The organism is Shewanella sp. Pdp11, assembly GCF_002838165.1.
GTDB classification, from domain to species: Bacteria; Pseudomonadota; Gammaproteobacteria; order Enterobacterales; family Shewanellaceae; genus Shewanella; species Shewanella hafniensis.
Genome location: NZ_CP015194.1, coordinates 2,936,886 through 2,955,136 on the forward strand (window position 1 = coordinate 2,936,886; position 18,251 = coordinate 2,955,136).

At 46.0% G+C, this 18,251-nt stretch carries 15 protein-coding genes and 3 tRNA genes; 12 read left to right on the plus strand and 6 right to left on the minus strand.

What is annotated here, in order from left to right; translation table 11 throughout:
• Window positions 1–22 precede the first annotated feature (22 nt).
• A complete protein-coding gene (msrA, locus tag AYJ58_RS12975) occupies window positions 23–502 on the minus strand; it encodes a peptide-methionine (S)-S-oxide reductase MsrA (RefSeq protein WP_106650449.1) in 480 nt (159 codons plus the stop codon).
• A gap of 342 nt (window positions 503–844) precedes the next feature.
• Here msrA and astE point away from each other — a divergent pair, with 342 nt between their 5' ends.
• The 5 genes from astE to nadA all read left to right on the plus strand — a co-directional run bounded on the left by astE (window position 845) and on the right by nadA (window position 7,046).
• Window positions 845–1,879, plus strand: a complete 1,035-nt coding sequence (gene astE / locus AYJ58_RS12980; RefSeq protein ID WP_106650450.1) for a succinylglutamate desuccinylase — start codon at window positions 845–847, stop codon at window positions 1,877–1,879.
• A 162-nt stretch (window positions 1,880–2,041) separates the two neighbouring features.
• Window positions 2,042–3,220: a thiamine pyrophosphate-dependent dehydrogenase E1 component subunit alpha gene (locus AYJ58_RS12985; protein ID WP_106650451.1), complete on the plus strand. Its 1,179-nt coding sequence runs from the start codon at window positions 2,042–2,044 to the stop codon at window positions 3,218–3,220.
• Window positions 3,221–3,223: 3 nt separating this feature from the next.
• On the plus strand, window positions 3,224–4,201 hold the full coding sequence (locus AYJ58_RS12990; RefSeq protein ID WP_028759982.1) for an alpha-ketoacid dehydrogenase subunit beta: 978 nt from the start codon (window positions 3,224–3,226) through the stop codon (window positions 4,199–4,201).
• A gap of 9 nt (window positions 4,202–4,210) precedes the next feature.
• Entirely contained in the window at window positions 4,211–5,830 is a 1,620-nt protein-coding gene (locus AYJ58_RS12995) for a dihydrolipoyllysine-residue acetyltransferase (RefSeq protein ID WP_106650452.1), read from the plus strand.
• Between the two features lie 133 nt (window positions 5,831–5,963).
• Window positions 5,964–7,046, plus strand: coding sequence for a quinolinate synthase NadA (gene nadA, locus AYJ58_RS13000; RefSeq protein WP_106650453.1), 1,083 nt, complete (start codon window positions 5,964–5,966; stop codon window positions 7,044–7,046).
• Window positions 7,047–7,208: 162 nt separating this feature from the next.
• Here nadA and gap read toward each other — a convergent pair whose 3' ends face one another.
• Together gap and AYJ58_RS13010 are read right to left on the minus strand one after the other, a co-directional pair.
• On the minus strand, window positions 7,209–8,219 hold the full coding sequence (gap, locus tag AYJ58_RS13005; protein ID WP_006081590.1) for a type I glyceraldehyde-3-phosphate dehydrogenase: 1,011 nt from the start codon (window positions 8,217–8,219) through the stop codon (window positions 7,209–7,211).
• Between the two features lie 201 nt (window positions 8,220–8,420).
• Window positions 8,421–9,320 (minus strand): DUF2989 domain-containing protein, encoded by a 900-nt coding sequence (locus AYJ58_RS13010; RefSeq protein ID WP_106650454.1) that lies wholly within the window; start codon window positions 9,318–9,320, stop codon window positions 8,421–8,423.
• Window positions 9,321–9,523: 203 nt separating this feature from the next.
• On the opposite strand from AYJ58_RS13010, the gene AYJ58_RS13015 reads away from it, so the two are divergent.
• The 5 genes from AYJ58_RS13015 (at window position 9,524) to AYJ58_RS13040 (ending at window position 13,250) form a co-directional block, all read left to right on the plus strand.
• A complete protein-coding gene (locus AYJ58_RS13015; RefSeq protein ID WP_106650455.1) occupies window positions 9,524–10,957 on the plus strand; it encodes a glyceraldehyde-3-phosphate dehydrogenase in 1,434 nt (477 codons plus the stop codon).
• Window positions 10,958–11,339: 382 nt separating this feature from the next.
• Window positions 11,340–11,415: transfer RNA gene (locus AYJ58_RS13025), tRNA-Gly, on the plus strand.
• 24 nt (window positions 11,416–11,439) lie between these two features.
• Window positions 11,440–11,513 (plus strand) — tRNA-Cys (locus AYJ58_RS13030).
• A gap of 49 nt (window positions 11,514–11,562) precedes the next feature.
• A tRNA-Leu gene (locus tag AYJ58_RS13035) sits at window positions 11,563–11,649 on the plus strand.
• A 407-nt stretch (window positions 11,650–12,056) separates the two neighbouring features.
• The gene (locus tag AYJ58_RS13040) at window positions 12,057–13,250 is read left to right on the plus strand and encodes an amino acid aminotransferase (RefSeq protein ID WP_106650457.1); all 1,194 of its coding nucleotides are present in this window, start codon (window positions 12,057–12,059) and stop codon (window positions 13,248–13,250) included.
• Window positions 13,251–13,360: 110 nt separating this feature from the next.
• Here AYJ58_RS13040 and AYJ58_RS13045 read toward each other — a convergent pair whose 3' ends face one another.
• Window positions 13,361–14,299, minus strand: a complete 939-nt coding sequence (locus tag AYJ58_RS13045) for a YvcK family protein (RefSeq protein WP_006087165.1) — start codon at window positions 14,297–14,299, stop codon at window positions 13,361–13,363.
• Between the two features lie 339 nt (window positions 14,300–14,638).
• On the opposite strand from AYJ58_RS13045, the gene AYJ58_RS13050 reads away from it, so the two are divergent.
• Together AYJ58_RS13050 and AYJ58_RS13055 are read left to right on the plus strand one after the other, a co-directional pair.
• Complete coding sequence (locus AYJ58_RS13050) at window positions 14,639–15,451, plus strand: glucosaminidase domain-containing protein (RefSeq protein ID WP_106650458.1); 813 nt, start codon at window positions 14,639–14,641, stop codon at window positions 15,449–15,451.
• Entirely contained in the window at window positions 15,444–16,067 is a 624-nt protein-coding gene (locus AYJ58_RS13055) for a DUF2987 domain-containing protein (RefSeq protein ID WP_106650459.1), read from the plus strand. The genes AYJ58_RS13050 and AYJ58_RS13055 overlap by 8 nt, the downstream gene beginning before the upstream one ends.
• Window positions 16,068–16,228: 161 nt before the next feature.
• On the opposite strand, the gene ttcA is transcribed toward AYJ58_RS13055, so the two are convergent.
• A complete protein-coding gene (gene ttcA, locus AYJ58_RS13060) occupies window positions 16,229–17,197 on the minus strand; it encodes a tRNA 2-thiocytidine(32) synthetase TtcA (protein ID WP_198555449.1) in 969 nt (322 codons plus the stop codon).
• Window positions 17,198–17,275: 78 nt separating this feature from the next.
• The gene (gene uspE / locus AYJ58_RS13065; protein WP_106650460.1) at window positions 17,276–18,208 is read right to left on the minus strand and encodes a universal stress protein UspE; all 933 of its coding nucleotides are present in this window, start codon (window positions 18,206–18,208) and stop codon (window positions 17,276–17,278) included.
• Window positions 18,209–18,251: the final 43 nt, after the last annotated feature.

Genomic DNA, 18,251 nt, shown 5'->3' on the forward strand with positions numbered 1-18,251 from the left:
TCTCATGCTGATTTGACCGTATTTAGTACTCGATATGACAACTCGGTAAGTTATTCTTATCGATGTAATTTTGGTGATATTCCTCTGCCACATGGAACTGTTGTAATGGCACAATTTCAGTCACGATATGGCGTAATCCCCAACGGCCCGAGCGGGCAAAAGCTAACTTTGAGGCTTCTGCGGCCGCTTTTTGCTCACGGTCGTGGAAGAAAATGGTACTGCGGTATTGAGTGCCTATATCTCCACCTTGCATGTTCAGACTGGTTGGATTGTGGTTTTTCCAAAATACCTCGAGCAAGTCTTCATAACTGACCAGGGCAGGGTCAAATTCCACTTGTACCACTTCGGCGTGGCCAGTTTTGCCTTTTTTGACTTCTTCATAGGTGGTCGCGCTATTATTGCCGCCCATGTAACCGCAGGTGGCATTCAATACGCCGTTCACTTGTCTAAAAAAATACTCTACGCCCCAGAAACAGCCGGCACCAAAGGTTGCTAACGCCATAATTAAATCCAATAGAAGTCTAGATGGCTAAGGATTGTGATAAAACTCGCGCGCAAAAGCAAGCCTCTAGCAGGAATATTTATGCAGGATGAATTTTCGATAAGGTGATGGAAAATTTACACTCGCCGTAGCAAAGCGCCGCGTTGATCTTATTCCGTTCAAAACTGGGTCCTATGGCGATAAATGTCTGAGAACAGCACTAAAAACATGTGTTAGTATTGAAGCCGCTTTTTAAGGTGCGAGTGAGACTAACCGCGTTGAGATGAATGCTTGAGTGGTTATGGCTATCTGCACTGATGCTATTGCGCCGTTACTGTTACACACCATTATAAGGAGAATTCTGTGTTACAAGCTCTGTTAGATTCAAAGGATTTTTTAGCGCTCACCTTAGCCCATCCTGAACAGTTCGATGGCGAGTTTACATTTAGCTTAGGCGACCATACCCAAGTTGAAGTCTGGGATACCGGCGTTATCGTTTTTGAGCCCGCCGAGAATGAAGGAAAAGATGTTGTCCTATCTTGCGGTGTTCATGGTAACGAGACCGCGCCTATTGAACTCTGCAATAGCTTAATTAAGCAGCTTTTACAGCAAAAAATCATCGCAAAGCAGCGCACTTTATTCCTGATTGGTAACCCATTAGCGATTAATAACGGCACGCGGATTATTGATGAGAACATGAATCGTCTCTTTAGTGGTGAGCATTCCAATCCTCCGGGATTAGTCAATCCTGAGCGAGTGCGCGCCAAAAAACTCGAAGCCTATGTCGATCGTTTTTATACCGCGGTTGCCGATGGTCGTCAGCGCATTCATTATGATCTGCACACGGCGATGCGCGCCTCGAAGCATGAAAAGTTCGCTATCTATCCCTATCGTCCTGGGCGCGCCTTTAGCGGCGAGCAAATTATGTTTTTAGCCGCTAGCGGCGTCGATACGGTTCTTTTTCACCACGAACCGACCACGACCTTTAGCTATTTTTCCTCTGAACGTTACGGCGCCGATGCCTTTACCATTGAGCTTGGCAAAGTGTTTCCGATGGGGCAGAACGACATGACGCGTTTTATCGCCACCCATGAAATGTTTATGCGCTTGATCACCGCTAAACCGTTGGAGCTAGATGCATTTGATGCCGATAAGGTTAACTTGTACCAAGTGTGCCGCGTCATCAATAAACATTTCGATGATTTTGAATTTACCTTCGCCACCGATGTCGAAAACTTCAGATCTTTCCCGAAGGGCTTTGTATTAGCGCGGGAAGGTGGGCAAGAAATTAAAGTGGAACATGAGTTTGAGTCTGTCGTGTTCCCTAATGCCAAAGTGCCTATTGGCAATCGCACTGTGATTTGCCTGATCCCTGCGGTGAATGCGGACGTGCGTTAGGCTTGTAAAGCAATATATACATGCGAGGCAGGGATAACTTGTGGTTTGAGCTATGCCAATGGTTGATAGGTAGTTTACGTTAACGTAATGTTCGTCGGGCATATTCGTATAAACAGACGCATCAAAACGCTTTGGTGCGTAATGAGATAACAAGAGCACAATATGAGCAAAGCAACACTCAACACTGATACAGTGCACCGTGTCGGCTTCTTGGATAAGGCATCGCTACACATTCCTATCCTTCGAATTCTACAAGCCGACGGCACCACTTATGAAACCGCGGTTTTGCCTGTGATAGATGAAACCTTAGCCACTAAAATTTACGATACCTGTGTATTCACTCGGGTACTTGATGAACGTATGCTTGGCGCCCAGCGTCAAGGGCGCATCAGCTTCTACATGACCTGTACGGGTGAAGAAGCGGCGATTGTCGGCAGTGTGGCCGCACTCGATCAAGAAGATGTGATCCTCGCACAATATCGCGAGCATGCGGCGCTGCGTTATCGCGGATTTACTACTGAACAGTTTATGAATCAGATGTTCAGTAACGAGAAAGATCTCGGTAAAGGTCGCCAAATGCCAATCCATTACGGCAGTGCGGCATTGCATTATCAGACGATTTCTTCACCCCTTGCGACACAAATCCCGCAGGCGACGGGTGTGGGCTATAGCTTAAAAATGCAAGGTAAGCGCAAAGTCGCGGTTTGTTATTTTGGCGAAGGCGCTGCATCAGAAGGGGATTTTCATGCCGGTCTAAACATGGCCGCGGTACTGAAATGCCCAGTGATTTTCTTCTGCCGTAACAATGGCTACGCCATTTCAACTCCCACCGAAGAGCAGTTTGCCGGTAACGGTATTGCGAGTCGCGGTGTGGGTTATGGCATGCACACTATTCGTGTTGACGGCAATGACATGTTGGCCGTGTTAGCGGCAACCCAGCAAGCCCGTGCCTATGCGATTGAGCATAATGCGCCTGTGCTGATTGAAGCCATGACTTACCGTCTCGGCGCGCATTCATCTTCAGACGATCCCTCTGGTTATCGCTCGAAAGATGAAGAAGCCAAGTGGCAGCAACACGATCCGGTTAAACGCTTCAAATTATGGCTTATCAACAAAGGTTGGTTGGCTGAAGCGGATGATGTGAAACTGCATGAGAAATATCGTGAAGAAGTATTGGCTGCGGTAAAAGTGGCTGAAAAAATTCCTGTGCCTATGCTGGATGAAATTATTGAAGATGTATACGACAAGCCGACGCCAGTGCTGAAAAAGCAACTTGCCGAGCTTAAAGAACATATCAAGAAATATCCGCAAGCCTATCCAAAAAGTACAGGGAGACTATAAGCCGTGGCTGAAATGAATATGTTACAGGCCGTCAATGAGGCCTTGTCGATTGCCATGCAAGCCGATGAACGCATGGTGGTTTTTGGTGAAGATGTGGGCCACTTTGGCGGGGTATTTCGCGCCACTTCCGGTCTTCAAGAAAAATTCGGTCGCGCTCGCTGCTTTAATACCCCGCTGACAGAGCAAGGTATTGCGGGTTTTGCCAATGGTTTAGCCTCAAATGGCATGACTGCTGTGGCTGAAATTCAATTCGCCGATTATATCTTTCCGGCGTTTGATCAAATCGTCAACGAGTCGGCTAAGTTCCGTTACCGTAGCGGTAATGAATTCGATGTCGGTGGATTAGTGTTCCGTACGCCCTATGGCGGCGGCATCGCAGGCGGCCATTATCACTCACAATCACCTGAAGCCTATTTTACCCAGACACCTGGATTAAAAGTGGTTGTGCCACGTAACCCAGAGCAAGCTAAAGGCCTGCTGCTGGCGTCAATCCGTGACAAAAATCCGGTGATCTTCTTTGAGCCTAAGCGTTTATATCGTGCATCGGTTGGCGAAGTGCCAGCGGGCGATTATGAAATTGAACTGGGTAAGGCTGAAGTGGTTCGCGAAGGTAAAGACATCACCTTAGTGGCGTGGGGCGCGCAAATGGAAATCCTTGAAAAAGCCGCCGACATGGCCGCTAAAGAAGGGATCTCCTGTGAAGTTATCGATTTACGCACCTTGTCACCCTGGGATATCGATACCGTTGCCGATTCAGTCAAAAAGACCGGACGTTTACTGGTTAACCATGAAGCGCCATTAACCGGTGGTTTTGCTGGTGAGATAGCGGCGACGATTCAGCAAGAATGCTTCTTGTATTTAGAGTCACCCATCAGCCGCGTTTGTGGTTTAGATACCCCGTACCCACTCATTCATGAAAAAGAATACATGCCAGATGCATTCAAAACGTTTGAAGCCATCAAAGCATCAGTGACCTTCTAGGAGTCCGGTATGATTAAAGATTTTATTTTGCCGGATATTGGCGAAGGTGTTGTGGAGTGTGAGTTGGTTGAATGGTTGGTCAAAGAAGGCGACACAGTCGTTGAAGATCAGCCGATTGCCGATGTCATGACAGACAAAGCCTTAGTGCAAATCCCTGCGCCTTTTGCTGGCGTAGTCACTAAGCTGTATTACGCCAAGGGCGATATTGCGAAAGTGCATGCGCCGCTCTATGCCGTAAAAATTGAAGATGCCGTTGAAATCGCAGCTGAAGAGTCTGTTGCGGCTGAATCTGCTGAGACAATCGCAAAGGCTGCTGAGCCAGTGGCAGTCACGAACGCGACCACGTCATCCAGTTCGTCTGTCAGCATTGAAGAATTCTTGCTACCAGATATCGGCGAAGGCATAGTTGAATGTGAACTCGTCGAATGGTTGGTGAGTGAAGGTGATTGGGTTGAGGAAGATCAACCGATTGCCGACGTGATGACAGATAAAGCGCTGGTGCAAATTCCTGCCATTAAAGCGGGTAAAATTGCCAAACTGCATTATCGCAAAGGTCAGCTAGCTAAAGTACATGCGCCTTTATTTGCCATTGAAGTTAAGCATATGGCTTCTGCACCTGCGGCAACAACAAAAACTGATACTGCGGCTAATGCGGCACCAGCAGCCCAGATTGTGAATGCAGAACCTGCTCACCAAGGTAAAGCCTTGGCCAGCCCTGCAGTTCGCCGTATGGCGCGGTCGTTAGATATCGATTTGAGTCAAGTACCTGGCACAGGAAAGCACGGCCGTGTGTATAAGGAAGACATCACTCGCTTCCAACAAGGCGCGAGTAATGTTTCTGCTCCAAGTACGACTCAGGTAAAAGAGGCTCAAGCGACTCAAGCATCTCAAACCCAAGTCACAACATCGACAGTAACGCAACGCGCTGACACGGTTGAGCCGATCCGCGGCGTAAAAGCTGTGATGGCACGCATGATGGTGGAATCTGTGTCGAGCATTCCGCACTTTACCTATTGTGAAGAGTTTGATTTAACAGACTTAGTTGCACTGCGTGAAAGCATGAAAGTGAAGTATTCATCCGATGAAGTGAAGCTGACCATGATGCCTTTCTTCATGAAGTCGATGTCGCTCGCGTTAAGTCAGTTCCCTGTGATGAATAGCCAAGTGAATGCTGATTGCACTGAACTCACTTACAAGGCGCGTCACAATATCGGCATGGCGGTGGATTCTAAAGTCGGTCTCTTGGTGCCCAACATCAAAGACGTGCAGGACAAGAGTATTTTAGAAGTGGCGGCAGAAATCACCCGTCTGACCCAAGCAGCCCGCAGCGGCCGCGTGGCGCCAGCGGATCTGAAAGACGGCACGATTTCCATCTCTAACATTGGCGCCTTAGGTGGCACAGTGGCGACGCCTATTATCAACAAACCTGAGGTGGCGATTGTGGCCTTAGGTAAGTTGCAAACCCTACCGCGCTTTAACGCGAAAGGGGAAGTCGAAGCCCGCCAAATCATGCAAGTGAGCTGGTCAGGTGACCATAGAGTGATCGATGGCGGCACCATTGCTCGCTTCTGTAATCTGTGGAAACAGTATCTTGAGCAGCCGCAAGAGATGTTATTAGCGATGCGCTAAGCCGCTGGCACGCAGATTTGACAGTAAAAGGACGCTTTAGGGCGTCCTTTTTACTTTGCTTTGCACAAATGGGTTAATCTTTTGATCCCGATTACGTATAATTCCCGAACGTCGTTATCCTGATGGATGTGTTATGAGTCAGTTAGCCCCCAGCCCATTTGCTCCAACAATAGAAACCATTGATTACCCGTTTCCGCCTAAGCCAGTGCCTTTGTCCAATACGCAAAAAGCCGACTATAAGGCACGTATCAAGCAACTGCTTATTGAAAAAGATGCCGTTCTGGTTGCCCACTATTATACCGATCCTGAAATCCAAGCCCTTGCCGAAGAAACTGGCGGCTGTGTTTCAGACTCCTTAGAAATGGCGCGCTTTGGCCGCGATCACCCAGCAAAAACCTTAATCGTTGCTGGGGTCAAGTTTATGGGTGAAACCGCCAAGATTTTAAGCCCAGAAAAAACCATTTTAATGCCGACCTTAGAAGCCACTTGTTCATTGGACTTAGGTTGCCCAATCGATAAGTTCAGTGCTTTCTGCGACGCGCATCCAGATCATACTGTGGTGGTTTACGCCAATACTTCGGCTGCGGTTAAAGCGCGCGCCGATTGGGTGGTGACCTCCAGTATTGCCCTCGAAATCGTTGAGCACTTAGACAGCGAAGGTAAAAAGATCATTTGGGGACCAGATCGTCATTTAGGCAGTTATATCGCCAAACAGACGGGCGCCGACATGTTGATGTGGCAGGGCGATTGTATCGTTCACGACGAGTTTAAATCGAACGCGCTGCGCGATATGAAAAGCGTTTACCCCGATGCAGCTATCCTTGTGCATCCTGAGTCGCCAGCCAGTGTGGTGGCGATGGCCGATGCCGTTGGCTCGACCAGTCAATTGATCAAAGCGGCGCAGACTATGCCAAATGAGCGTTTTATCGTGGCAACCGATCGCGGCATCTTCTATAAAATGCAGCAGGCGGCGCCAGGTAAAATCTTAATCGAAGCGCCAACGGGCGGAAATGGCGCAACCTGTAAGAGCTGTGCTCACTGTCCTTGGATGGCGATGAATGGCTTAAAAGCCATTGAAGCGTCACTCGCCGACAGCGATAAAACCACCCATGAGATATTTGTGGATGAAGACTTAAGAGTTAAAGCGCTAATCCCATTGACGCGTATGCTGGATTTTGCCAAGACACTGAATATGAAAGTGAAGGGTAATGCCTAAGCGCATTATTTAGCTTTTCTTTAGCCTAATAAAATCCCTACCATAGCGTGGGGATTTTTTATGTCTGTTGTTTTTATTAAAACTAAGGCAATAAAAAGCCCCGCAAATGCGAGGCTTGATTGAGTAACGCAGAATCTATTGATTAGATTACTTTACGCTTACTTACTTGGCGTTCATCAGTGCAACCGCGTTATCTAACATACGGTTACTGAATCCCCACTCGTTATCATACCAAGACATCACTTTCACTAAACGGCCGTTTACACGGGTTTGAGTGGCGTCAAAGTTTGAAGAAAACGCATTGTGGTTAAAGTCGATAGACACCAATGGCTCTTTGTTTACCGCTAACACTTCGCTCAATGGCGCAACGCTGGCAGCACGTTCGATAATGGCATTCACTTCTTCAACTGTCGTGTCACGGGCAGCGATGAAAGATAAATCCACTAGTGATACGTTAACTGTAGGTACACGAACCGCTAGACCGTCGAATTTACCTTGTAATTCAGGTACAACTAAACCTACAGCAGCAGCTGCGCCCGTTTTAGTTGGGATCATTGACAGCGCTGCAGCACGGGCACGACGTAAATCTGTGTGGTACACGTCAGATAAACGTTGATCGTTGGTATAAGCGTGAATCGTGGTCATCAGGCCTGATTCGATACCAATCTCGTCATTTAACGGCTTAGCAAAAGGCGCTAAACAGTTAGTGGTACAAGAAGCATTTGAAATCACTGTCATGTCCGACGTCAGTACGTTGTTGTTCACACCGTAAACAACTGTGGCATCGACGTTTTTACCTGGAGCAGAAATAATCACTTTCTTCGCGCCAGCGGTTAAATGCGGTTGAACAGTTTCTTTAGAAGTGAAGATACCGGTACATTCAAATACCACGTCTACTTGCAACTCAGCCCATGGTAGTTTTGCAGGATCACGTTCTTGGAAAGTGAGGATCTTGTCGCCATTCACATAAATAGCTTCGGCATCATGGTCAACTTTGGCATTGAAACGACCGTGAACAGAATCGTATTTTGTCAGGTGAGCGTTGATTGAAGCGTCGCCTAAATCATTAATAGCGACAATCTTGATTGGATAAGCTTTTTCGCTTTCGTACAAGGCGCGTAATACGTTTCTACCGATACGGCCATAGCCATTTATTGCTACACGGATAGTCATCTCATATCCCTCTGGTGATTATAAAATTCAACTGGTAGTAAAATTACCAAACTGACAGCTATCGTCAAGTTAAATCGGCATTTTACCGCTGTCTTGATTAACAAATTAGGTATTTTTTTTACATCGGTCGCGAAATCGCCATTTTTTACGCGTTAATTGGGTAAAAAATTACAAGATGGCAAACATTTTGCCATCAGTTGCTTAGTCTGTTTTTTCGACAAGTGCAGGTGGTACAGCCTCAGTTGCCGTAGGCGCTTTGTCAACCGCTTGAGGATCAAGCCATTGTCTTACTGGACTCTGAGGATAAGTCCCGTTTTTTAGCGCATCAATAAGAGCTTGGGCTTTTAAATCGAGTTCAGTCGCCAGCGTTTTATTGCCACCGAGCAAGGCTAGCATTTTTTCCTCTGAATACTTCTGCTGCGTAAGTAGTAAATTTGCCTTCGTCAGCATATAGGCTTTATCAAGTAGCTGTAGCTGGCGATAGGCTGATGCGAGCCCAAGTAACCAGTTAACGTCGAAATCATCGTATTGGATCTCCGCAAAGACCTTAAGATAGAGTTGTTGCGCTTTGATGGCATTTCGATTGCTGTAGTAAGTTGCGACTTGGGCAAGTAGGAAAGGGTCAGTCACTTCGCCGGCGTTTTCATGCTCTAATAATCTATTTAGCGCTGCGGTATCGCCAAAGCGAGTCCATTGGTAATAGGACATGAAAGGATCTTGTCGCTCGCGGGTTTGATCTTGTAGCAAACTTAAATTCTGGGTGCTTAATCTAAAGGCTCTGGCTCTATCCGCGGTGCGATTGGTGTGGATGATATGCTGAACACCAGAGGCGAGTTCAATACAGCGGCTGTAATCCTCAAGGTAAGTCAATTGCAGGTAGAGTTGTTTGCCTGTGGGGTTTTCGTTGTCTTTTAATTCGTAGCGGTTCTGGATTAGTTTAGTTTTTTCGGCCAAACACCAGCCATCCTTATGCAAATCGGCACAAATTTCAGGATTATTTTTACAAATTGCTGAGATATTTCGGCCATTATCACAACCGAAAAGACCAAAAAGGCTCATCCCAAAGGTAAATGATGTAATTATTACTAGATTTTGTCTCAAAACACTCTCCAAACGATAATTTTTCTAATAAAATTACAGATTTACAGAAAATATCTTACTGGCAACACAGCGCGACTTTCATTACAATGGCGCCGACCAAAACAGGGTTTTCCCTAAAACCCGCATTAGATTATTGGTCTTTTCGTCATGTTACTCAAACCTTTCAGTACATTTTATTGAAAAGTGAGATAAAGGATCTGTAAATGAGCGCTGATAAACACCTACAAAGTTGGCAAGAACGTTTTGAAATGGCAGAGGCGATGCAGCCTTTGTTAGGCAAGTTGTACCGTAACCAAGGCGTTGAAGTCGTGGTCTACGGCAAGCCGTTACTCAATGCTTCTACGATTGAAATCATTAAAGCGCACCGTTTAGTTCGTCGTCATGTCGGTGAAAAATTACGTTTACGCGAGAGTTTCCCCTTCGTTCAAGCTTTGAGCAAACTCGCAGTTAAACAATGTAAAGTGGATATTGGTAAGCTTGCAGTCAATTACTGGCGTGATCACACCGATGTCAGTGAAATTGAAAGCTATATGGCAAAAGAGTTGGCCGATGCCATCGACCATGCTGATGATGTCGCACCGCGTGATGTTGTGCTTTATGGTTTTGGCCGTATCGGTCGCTTATTAGCACGCCTGCTGATTGAACGCACAGGCCGCAGCAATAAGTTAAGATTACGCGCTATCGTATTACGTGGCGGTAAGAAAGGTGATTTAGAGAAACGTGCCAGTTTATTACGCCGTGACTCAGTCCATGGTCCTTTTAATGGTTCTGTGGAAGTTGACGAAGAGAACAATGCCATCATCGCCAACGGTACCTATATCCAAGTGATTTATGCAAACTCGCCTGATGAAGTGGATTACACTAAATACGATATCAGCGATGCACTCGTTGTTGATAACACTGGTATTTGGAAAGATGAAGCGGGTCTTGGTTTACACCTTAAGAGCCCTGGCGCGAGTAAAGTGTTGCTGACAGCTCCTGCAAAAGGCGCAATCAAGAACATCGTTTACGGTGTGAATGAAGGCGATATTACCCCAGAAGACATTATCGTTTCTGCGGCAAGCTGTACGACCAACGCTATTACGCCTGTACTGAAAGCTGTGAATGATAAATATGGTATTGAGAATGGTCATGTTGAGACGATTCACTCTTATACCAACGATCAAAACTTGATTGATAACTATCACACTGCTGACCGCCGTGGCCGCAGTGCACCATTAAACATGGTAATCACTGAAACAGGCGCCGCTAAAGCCGTTGCTAAAGCACTGCCTGTGTTAGCGGGCAAGTTAACCGGTAACGCGATTCGCGTGCCAACGCCAAACGTCTCTATGGCCATCATCAGCATGAACTTGAATGCTGAAACCAGTAAAGATGAGCTGAACGAGTACCTTAAAGATACGGCGCTGCAATCACCGCTACAAAATCAAATCGATTACACCGACTCTACTGAAATTGTATCGAGCGATTTAGTGGGTTCTCGTTATGCGGGCGTGGTTGACTCACAGGCAACTATCGCAGAAGGCAAGCGTGCCATTCTTTATGTTTGGTATGACAACGAGTTTGGTTACAGCTGCCAAGTGGTTGGTGTAATGCAAACTATGTTAGGTTTAACGACGCTATCTTTGCCTGCATAAGTTGGCTGCGTAAATCACTAGCGTAAGTAATGCTGAGTCTTCAAGACTTGTGCATAATCTTCACATAAAGCGCCCTGTAGGGCGCTTTTGTTTTTCTATACTTATGCAATTTAATTGGGTTCGCCGCAATGCTCCTATCAACCACAGCTTTCTGCCGCACTTAATCATCTGCCGCATCGGCGTCAGTAACAGCAAAAAGCCTAAATTGATGAAGGAAACATCAACTTTGCTGACTTATGGCGGTTTATTGGGCAAACGATACGGCTTAGATCATTTTTTAAAAATTGTTGATTGACTCTGAGGTCTAAATCGGTAGAATGCCAATCCGCAGTCAGGGGAAAGCATGCCTAGCATGGCTTCTAATGATTAAGCGCAATGATAGGCGACATTAGCTCAGTTGGTAGAGCGATACCTTGCCAAGGTATAGGTCATCGGTTCGAATCCGATATGTCGCTCCAAATTTTAATTAATTTGGCAATTTGGGCGCGATGGCAGAATGGCTATGCTGCGGATTGCAAATCCGTCGATCTCGGTTCGACTCCGGGTCGCGCCTCCATAGTTTAAAGTATTAATGACACGATTCCCGTCGTTAATATAAAGAGTTTGCCCGAGTGGTGGAATCGGTAGACACAAGGGATTTAAAATCCCTCGCTGGTAACAGCGTGCCAGTTCAAGTCTGGCCTCGGGTACCAAAAAACAGAAAAGCCCTGACTCATGTCAGGGCTTTTTTGCTTTATAGATCCTCAAAGCCGAATGCCACTGGCTCACTTAGTGCCATTTAAGATGATTACTCGGCTAAGTTAGAATTAGCTATAGATCCCGCTCACATTTTATTCATTCAGTATTGCGACGTCAGCGCGATTCTTTTCTACAAGATAAAATTACAGGATTTTGTGATCTAGATGTTATAAATAACTTTATTAAAGCAATTTTCCGTTTATGCTTATAATTACATAAAAAAATTGAACTTTTACTGTTAAATCTACAATGGCGTAAGAATTTCCCTGAGAAGGTGCTTAAGTCGCTATTCCCCCCTTAAAGACAGTGGTATAAATAAGCCGAAATTTCCCCTACACGCGCATAATTAGGATACGTAGTCATGATTTTCTCTCAAGTATTACTCGCACCCGCAGATCCCATTCTTGGTTTAACTGATACCTTTAAGGCAGATCCCCGTCAGGATAAAGTTAATCTGGGTGTCGGTATTTATAAGGATGAGGCTGGACAAACTCCAGTGCTGACTTCAGTGAAAAAAGCCGAGGCTATTTTACTTGAGCAAGAGAAGACCAAAAACTATTTAGGCATTGAAGGCGTGCAAGCGTATAACCATGTTGTACAAACATTGTTATTCGGTGAGGGCAGTGCATTAATCACTTCTGGCCGTGCTGCCACAGCGCAAGCCCCAGGCGGCACAGGTGCACTGCGTATTGCTGCTGAGTTTTTACTGCGTAATACCGATTCGCACACTATTTGGGTCAGCAATCCAACGTGGGCCAACCATCAAAACATTTTTGAAACTGCGGGTTTAGCCGTTAAAGAATACGGTTATTACAAAGCAGAAGCCCATGATATCGATTTTGATACCATGATGACGGACTTGTCTCACGCGAATGCAGGCGATGTTGTGTTGCTACACGGTTGCTGCCATAACCCAACCGGTATCGATTTAACCTTGGCGCAATGGGAACTCGTAGCCCAATTGTGTACTGATAAGAAACTTGTGCCATTGTTTGACTTTGCATACCAAGGTTTTGGTGCTGGAATTGAAGAAGATGCAGCAGGTCTTCGTTTAGTGGCATCAAAAGTGCCGGAGCTGCTGGTTGCTAACTCTTTCTCTAAAAACTTTGGTTTGTACAACGAACGTATCGGCGCCGTAACTGTGGTGGCTGAAGATGCTGATGCTGCCGTGCGTGCCTTTAGCCAAGTGAAACGTACCATACGTGCAAACTATTCTAATCCGCCAGCACATGGCGCGCTGATCGTCAGCACTATCTTAAATGACGCAGCCCTGAAAGCCATGTGGGTGCAGGAAGTTAAAGAGATGCGTGAGCGTATCGCCGAAATGCGTACCCTGTTCGTTGACAGCTTAAAGGCTGAAGGCGTGACTCAGGACTTTAGCTTTATTTCTCGCCAAAATGGTATGTTCAGTTTCTCTGGTTTGAACAAAACCCAAGTGGCGCGCTTGAAAGACGAGTTTGGGGTTTATATCGTTGGTTCAGGACGCATTAGCGTTGCAGGCATGACTAAGACCAATATGCCAGTGATCTGCAAAGCGATAGCGCAAGTATTGTAAGGCTTATTAGATTATAGAATGAGGCTAAAGGAATTTCTCTTTAGCCTTAAACATAAAGGACAGCATTTGCTGTCCTTTATGTTTTTCAGAATGTGCGGGCTATTCAGTGATTAGCAGCTAAGCGCGAGAGGCTCCTGCGATTGTAGCGTGAGCTCAGATTTAATTCGTAGCAGGGCGCTTAATGCATCTAATAGGTTCGCTTGATCATGTAAATTCGGGTTATGGCGATTCTTCAACGGAAAATAGTTAATGAGTGGTCCTAAACGCGTTTGTTCGCCATGACGTAACACTTTGTGAATGATGGGCTTGCCAATGACTTGATGGCACCAAGCGATACGTTGCTCAATACTAAATCGACCCGCGGGTGAGGCTTCCTCTGCAAGGTTATCGATAAAGATCACTTGAGCTTTAGTAGCGGCTAGGCTTTTTGCAAACTTAGGTAATAGCAGCGGCGGCATAATGCTGGTTAAGAAGCTGCCAGGGCCTAAAATGATTAAATCTGCGTGTCGAACGGCCTCACAGGCTTCAAAAGTTGCATCGACCTGTGGCTCAAGGCAGAGCGCGATAGGTGCTTCATCCATACTGTCGACATTGATCTCGCCAAACACTTTACTACCACAGGCTTGCAGAGCCACTAAGTGTGTGGGTTGTTCAGACATAGGGATTAGCTGGGTTTCAATCTTGAGTAAATTACGGATGAGATTAACTGCTTCTAATGGACGAACGCACAGCTGATCAAGCGCCAGTAAAATAAGATTACCCAGATTATGGCCGCTGAGTTCAGTTTCACCTTGGAAACGGTATTCGAATAGTTGTGAGCCGACGGAAGGGCGATTGGCTAGATGGGATAAGCAGTTGCGTAAATCGCCCCAGGCAATACAGTCCTGCTCGGCTCTGAGTCTACCGGTAGAGCCACCGTTATCTGTGGTCGCGACAATTCCCGTTAAACGGCTGCCTAAAAAATCGAGTGACGATAATACTCGGCCTAAACCATGGCCTCCGCCAATGGCGACGACACGTTCAAATTGATTTAACATCAAATGCTGCATCTGGGTTCTTCCTTCCTGAATACCCGAAAAATGAATGTTACTGTCATCACTGATTACGTACAAAGCGCAATGACGTAAGCGCTACTGTGCAATTTAACTGCGTTAAGGAACCTTAGTATAAAAGCTCAGTCGAAAGCTTGCATCTATTATCGACTGTCATACGGCAAGAACGTATACACGGATTCAGAATCGCGACTTAGGCGCAATATTGTACCTGAGTTAATGCGCCAGATGCGTGATTAATGACAGTGACGGCGGGCACATTTCGTTAAATCTGACAAATAGCTTATAATCCGCCCTTTATTTGCCCAATACGGGCGTCATACTTAAGGTGAACTATTGAAAACGGGTAGAATCGGATCGTTTACATTGGCATTAGCCATGGTCATAGTGGCGATTTTTGCATTGCGCGTTTGGATCATTCCCAACACGAATGATTCATCTAGCATTGCGACCCAACTCGTTGACGCTGTCGATCCTGTTACGCAAGTTCCTGACTTTTCTGCGATCAACGATATCACCGAAAAGAAGAAAGCCTTTTTTGATTTTCTGCGGCCGATTGTGCAGCAGCAGAATGCCATCATCTCGATGGAACGCGAGTTTGTCAGTGAAATGCTCGCTTTGGTTGATAATGGCAAGAGTTTATCTGAGACCCAACTCGGGCAACTCAATACGCTATTCGACAAATACCAATATGCGGCACGAAACGTCGATGCTAAATCCTTAGCAAGCTTACTAAAGCGCGTCGATATTGTGCCTGAATCTATGGTGCTGATCCAAGCCGCGAATGAATCCGGTTGGGGCAGCTCACGTTTTGCCCGTGAAGGCTTTAATTTTTTTGGTGAATGGTGTTTTAGTGCTGGTTGCGGCATAGTGCCATCTTCACGGGGATCTGGTAAGAGCCATGAGGTCAAAGTATTTTCATCGGTCGACGAGTCCGTTTCATCCTACATGCGCAATTTAAATTCTAATACGGCTTATGCGCTGTTTCGTTCTATCCGCGCTGATTTACGCTCACAGGAGCTAGAGCCGACAGCGGATCAATTGATTTACGGACTCGTGAATTATTCTGAAAGACAAGAAGCTTATATTGATGAGCTGCTTGATATGTTACGTCATAATGAAAAATATTTGGTGAATGTCGATGTATAAAAAATTGTTGTTTAGTGGCCTCTGTTTACTGGCAACTAGCGCCGCTGCAGAAACTGTATCCCTTGAATATAAAGGTTTTTATGATAGGTTAAAACAAGTCAATAAGGGCAGTTACCAACTCGTAGAAGTGGCTTTTAGTGTTCCAATGCAAAAAAACTGTTTGATCCAAAGCGGTTCTATTTCCAGTGAAAAAACATCAACGCCATTGACGTATACCTATGCTCAGCGGTTATTTATTCCCTTAGATGATGATTTAAAAGATCAGCGTGCCTTGGTTAATCTCAATTTTGCGGGCAGTGCTGATGGATGTGCTATCGCGATGCAAGTCAGAGCAAAACAGACATTGGCTGAGTACGATAAAGCGCGTTTACAGCAAATCGTGACCGAAATGGACACGCTGCTTGGTGCTATGCAAGGCTTCCCGATGCGTTATTTTAGGGATCCTATTGCTGGTCTTAACTTTGAATTCCAACCCGAGCAAGAAGTGTATGTACACCTTAATGGCCGTGAACAAGCCGTTAAGGGCAGTTATAAATTAGCCGTGAATGAGCTTGAAAACATCACGACGCTAAGCTTTAGTGCCCAGCCATTAGTCTTGAGTCCTTGGGTGAAGTGATCCTCTTTGTATCTTGAATTGGCATCTTGAAATAGTCGATTGAGAAGCACGTACTCAAAGATTAACTTATTTTGTAGCCATAAAAATGCCCACATCATGTGGGCATTTTTGTTTTGCTGGTTTAACTTATTTACTGATTAGGGCGCTAGTTTCAGCCTTAATTAGACTTCGTAAGTGTTAACAATATCAATGCGTTTTGCTGCATCCAAATCAATACGGCCGCTGTTGGCGATATCTAGGAAATCGAATGCGGGCAGATTGGCTTCGGCAACATCGCCACGCAGAGGCGCGTTAGGGTCACGCGTTAGAGACACAAAGTCGAACTGCTCACGGTCAACACCCTGTGATGGTGCGGTGTTTTGCATAGCGGTGAAAATTGTTTCAATTCGACCTGGGTATTGTCTATCCCACTGATTCAGCATGTCTTTGACAGCGGCGCGCTTTAAGTTTTCCTGCGAGCCACACAAGTTACAGGGGATGATTGGAAATTCTTTTAAGCTGGCATATTCTTCGAGATCTTTCTCGCGACAATAGGCAAGTGGCCGAATGACCACATTAGCGCCATCATCCGACAGCAGCTTTGGCGGCATTGCTTTCATCTTACCGCCAAAGAACATATTCAAGAACAAGGTCTCGATAATGTCATCCCTGTGATGGCCTAGGGCGATTTTAGTGGCGCCAATACGCTGGGCAAAGCCATAGAGCGTACCGCGTCGCAGGCGAGAACACAGGGAGCAGGTGGTTTTGCCTTCAGGGATCTTGTCTTTCACTATCGAGTAAGTGTCTTTCTCGAGGATGTGATAAGGCACATTGAGCTTATCTAAATAGGCGGGCAGCACATGCTCAGGGAAGCCTGGTTGCTTCTGATCTAAATTAACCGCAATGATTTCAAACTGAATGGGCGCGCGTTGCTGCAGATTCATCAAAATATCGAGCATCGCATAGCTGTCTTTACCGCCACTGAGGCAGCACATGATCTTATCGCCATCTTCAATCATATTGTAATCGGCGATTGCGCTACCCACTTCACGACGCAGACGTTTCTGTAATTTATTCAGACGGGTAGTGTGTTTTTTTGATAATTCTTCAGACATAGGATTTGCCGTAACTTCAGATATAGCTTCAAGCATAAAAAAGCGCCCAGTAACTCAGTTTCAGGGCGCGTATTATTCCAGCTATCTTTGGCGGGGTAAAGTGCCGCGTATCGCTTAGGCTTCTTCTAACGGCGATTTATAACCGTCAGGTTTGATAGCCAGTAAGTCGCAATTAATGCTATCGATAACATGCTCTGCGGTATTACCAATCAATGCCGCTGAAAATCCGGTGCGGCCGACTGTGCCTAAGATCACCAATTCGGCATCGAGTTTTTCAGCAAGCTCAGGGATCACATCCTCAGGCAGGCCTTCTTTTACATGGCAATGGTTTGGATTAATGCCGTATGCATTAGCGAGATAACTTACGCGCTGCTCATGCTGCATGCGAATGGTTTCGTTATAGGATTGGGCATCAAAATCTGGTAATTCAATGGCTAGGTTTACCGGTGTGCCGGGATAACCATTAACTAAATGCACTTCGGCAGAGAATTTATCTGCCAAATCTTTTGCGTGCTCAATGATTTTACCGTTAAGCATTTGATGATCGGTATCTTCGGTCGCCACATTCACAGCGCAAAGGATTTTACCCGCCGCTGGCCAGTCATGGGCTTTCACCATCAACACTGGCACAGGCGCTTTACGCATTAAATGCCAATCGGTTGGGGTGAAGATCACCGCTTTGAGTTTGTCGTGGGCATGGGTGCCTTTAACAATCAAATCGTATTGCCCTGAAATTGCATGATTAATAATGCTTTCGAAGGGGCGGTTATGCCAAATGACTTGGGTATCGATATTGAGTTGCAGATGAGCGTAAGCGGCGAGTAAGTCTTGGATCCAAGCGAGACGTTGATCTATGACGCCTTGGCGCATGGCTTCGCGCTCTTGATTCGACAGAATCGAAGTCATCTCATAAGAAAAGTCGAAGATAGAAAGAAACACAGTGACTTGAGCATTGCATTTACTGGCCAAGGTTACCGCTCGAGCGAGGGCAACTTGATTCTCTGTGGTAGGGTCAACCACAACCAGTATTTTTTGATAATCCTTCATGGGAGGTTCCTTTAGTCATAGGCTCAATATCATCATGAGCCTT

What these genes read in the sequence shown, in the direction of transcription:
- AYJ58_RS13015 (WP_106650455.1), top strand. Translation starts at nt 9,524, where the DNA reads ATGAGCGCTGATAAACACCTACAAAGTTGGCAAGAACGTTTTGAAATG.
- nadA (WP_106650453.1), top strand. Translation starts at nt 5,964, where the DNA reads ATGAGTCAGTTAGCCCCCAGCCCATTTGCTCCAACAATAGAAACCATT.
- AYJ58_RS13040 (WP_106650457.1), top strand. Translation starts at nt 12,057, where the DNA reads ATGATTTTCTCTCAAGTATTACTCGCACCCGCAGATCCCATTCTTGGT.
- gap (WP_006081590.1), bottom strand. Translation starts at nt 8,219, where the DNA reads ATGACTATCCGTGTAGCAATAAATGGCTATGGCCGTATCGGTAGAAAC.
- AYJ58_RS12985 (WP_106650451.1), top strand. Translation starts at nt 2,042, where the DNA reads ATGAGCAAAGCAACACTCAACACTGATACAGTGCACCGTGTCGGCTTC.
- uspE (WP_106650460.1), bottom strand. Translation starts at nt 18,208, where the DNA reads ATGAAGGATTATCAAAAAATACTGGTTGTGGTTGACCCTACCACAGAG.
- AYJ58_RS13055 (WP_106650459.1), top strand. Translation starts at nt 15,444, where the DNA reads ATGTATAAAAAATTGTTGTTTAGTGGCCTCTGTTTACTGGCAACTAGC.
- ttcA (WP_198555449.1), bottom strand. Translation starts at nt 17,197, where the DNA reads ATGCTTGAAGCTATATCTGAAGTTACGGCAAATCCTATGTCTGAAGAA.
- msrA (WP_106650449.1), bottom strand. Translation starts at nt 502, where the DNA reads ATGGCGTTAGCAACCTTTGGTGCCGGCTGTTTCTGGGGCGTAGAGTAT.
- AYJ58_RS12995 (WP_106650452.1), top strand. Translation starts at nt 4,211, where the DNA reads ATGATTAAAGATTTTATTTTGCCGGATATTGGCGAAGGTGTTGTGGAG.
- AYJ58_RS13045 (WP_006087165.1), bottom strand. Translation starts at nt 14,299, where the DNA reads ATGCAGCATTTGATGTTAAATCAATTTGAACGTGTCGTCGCCATTGGC.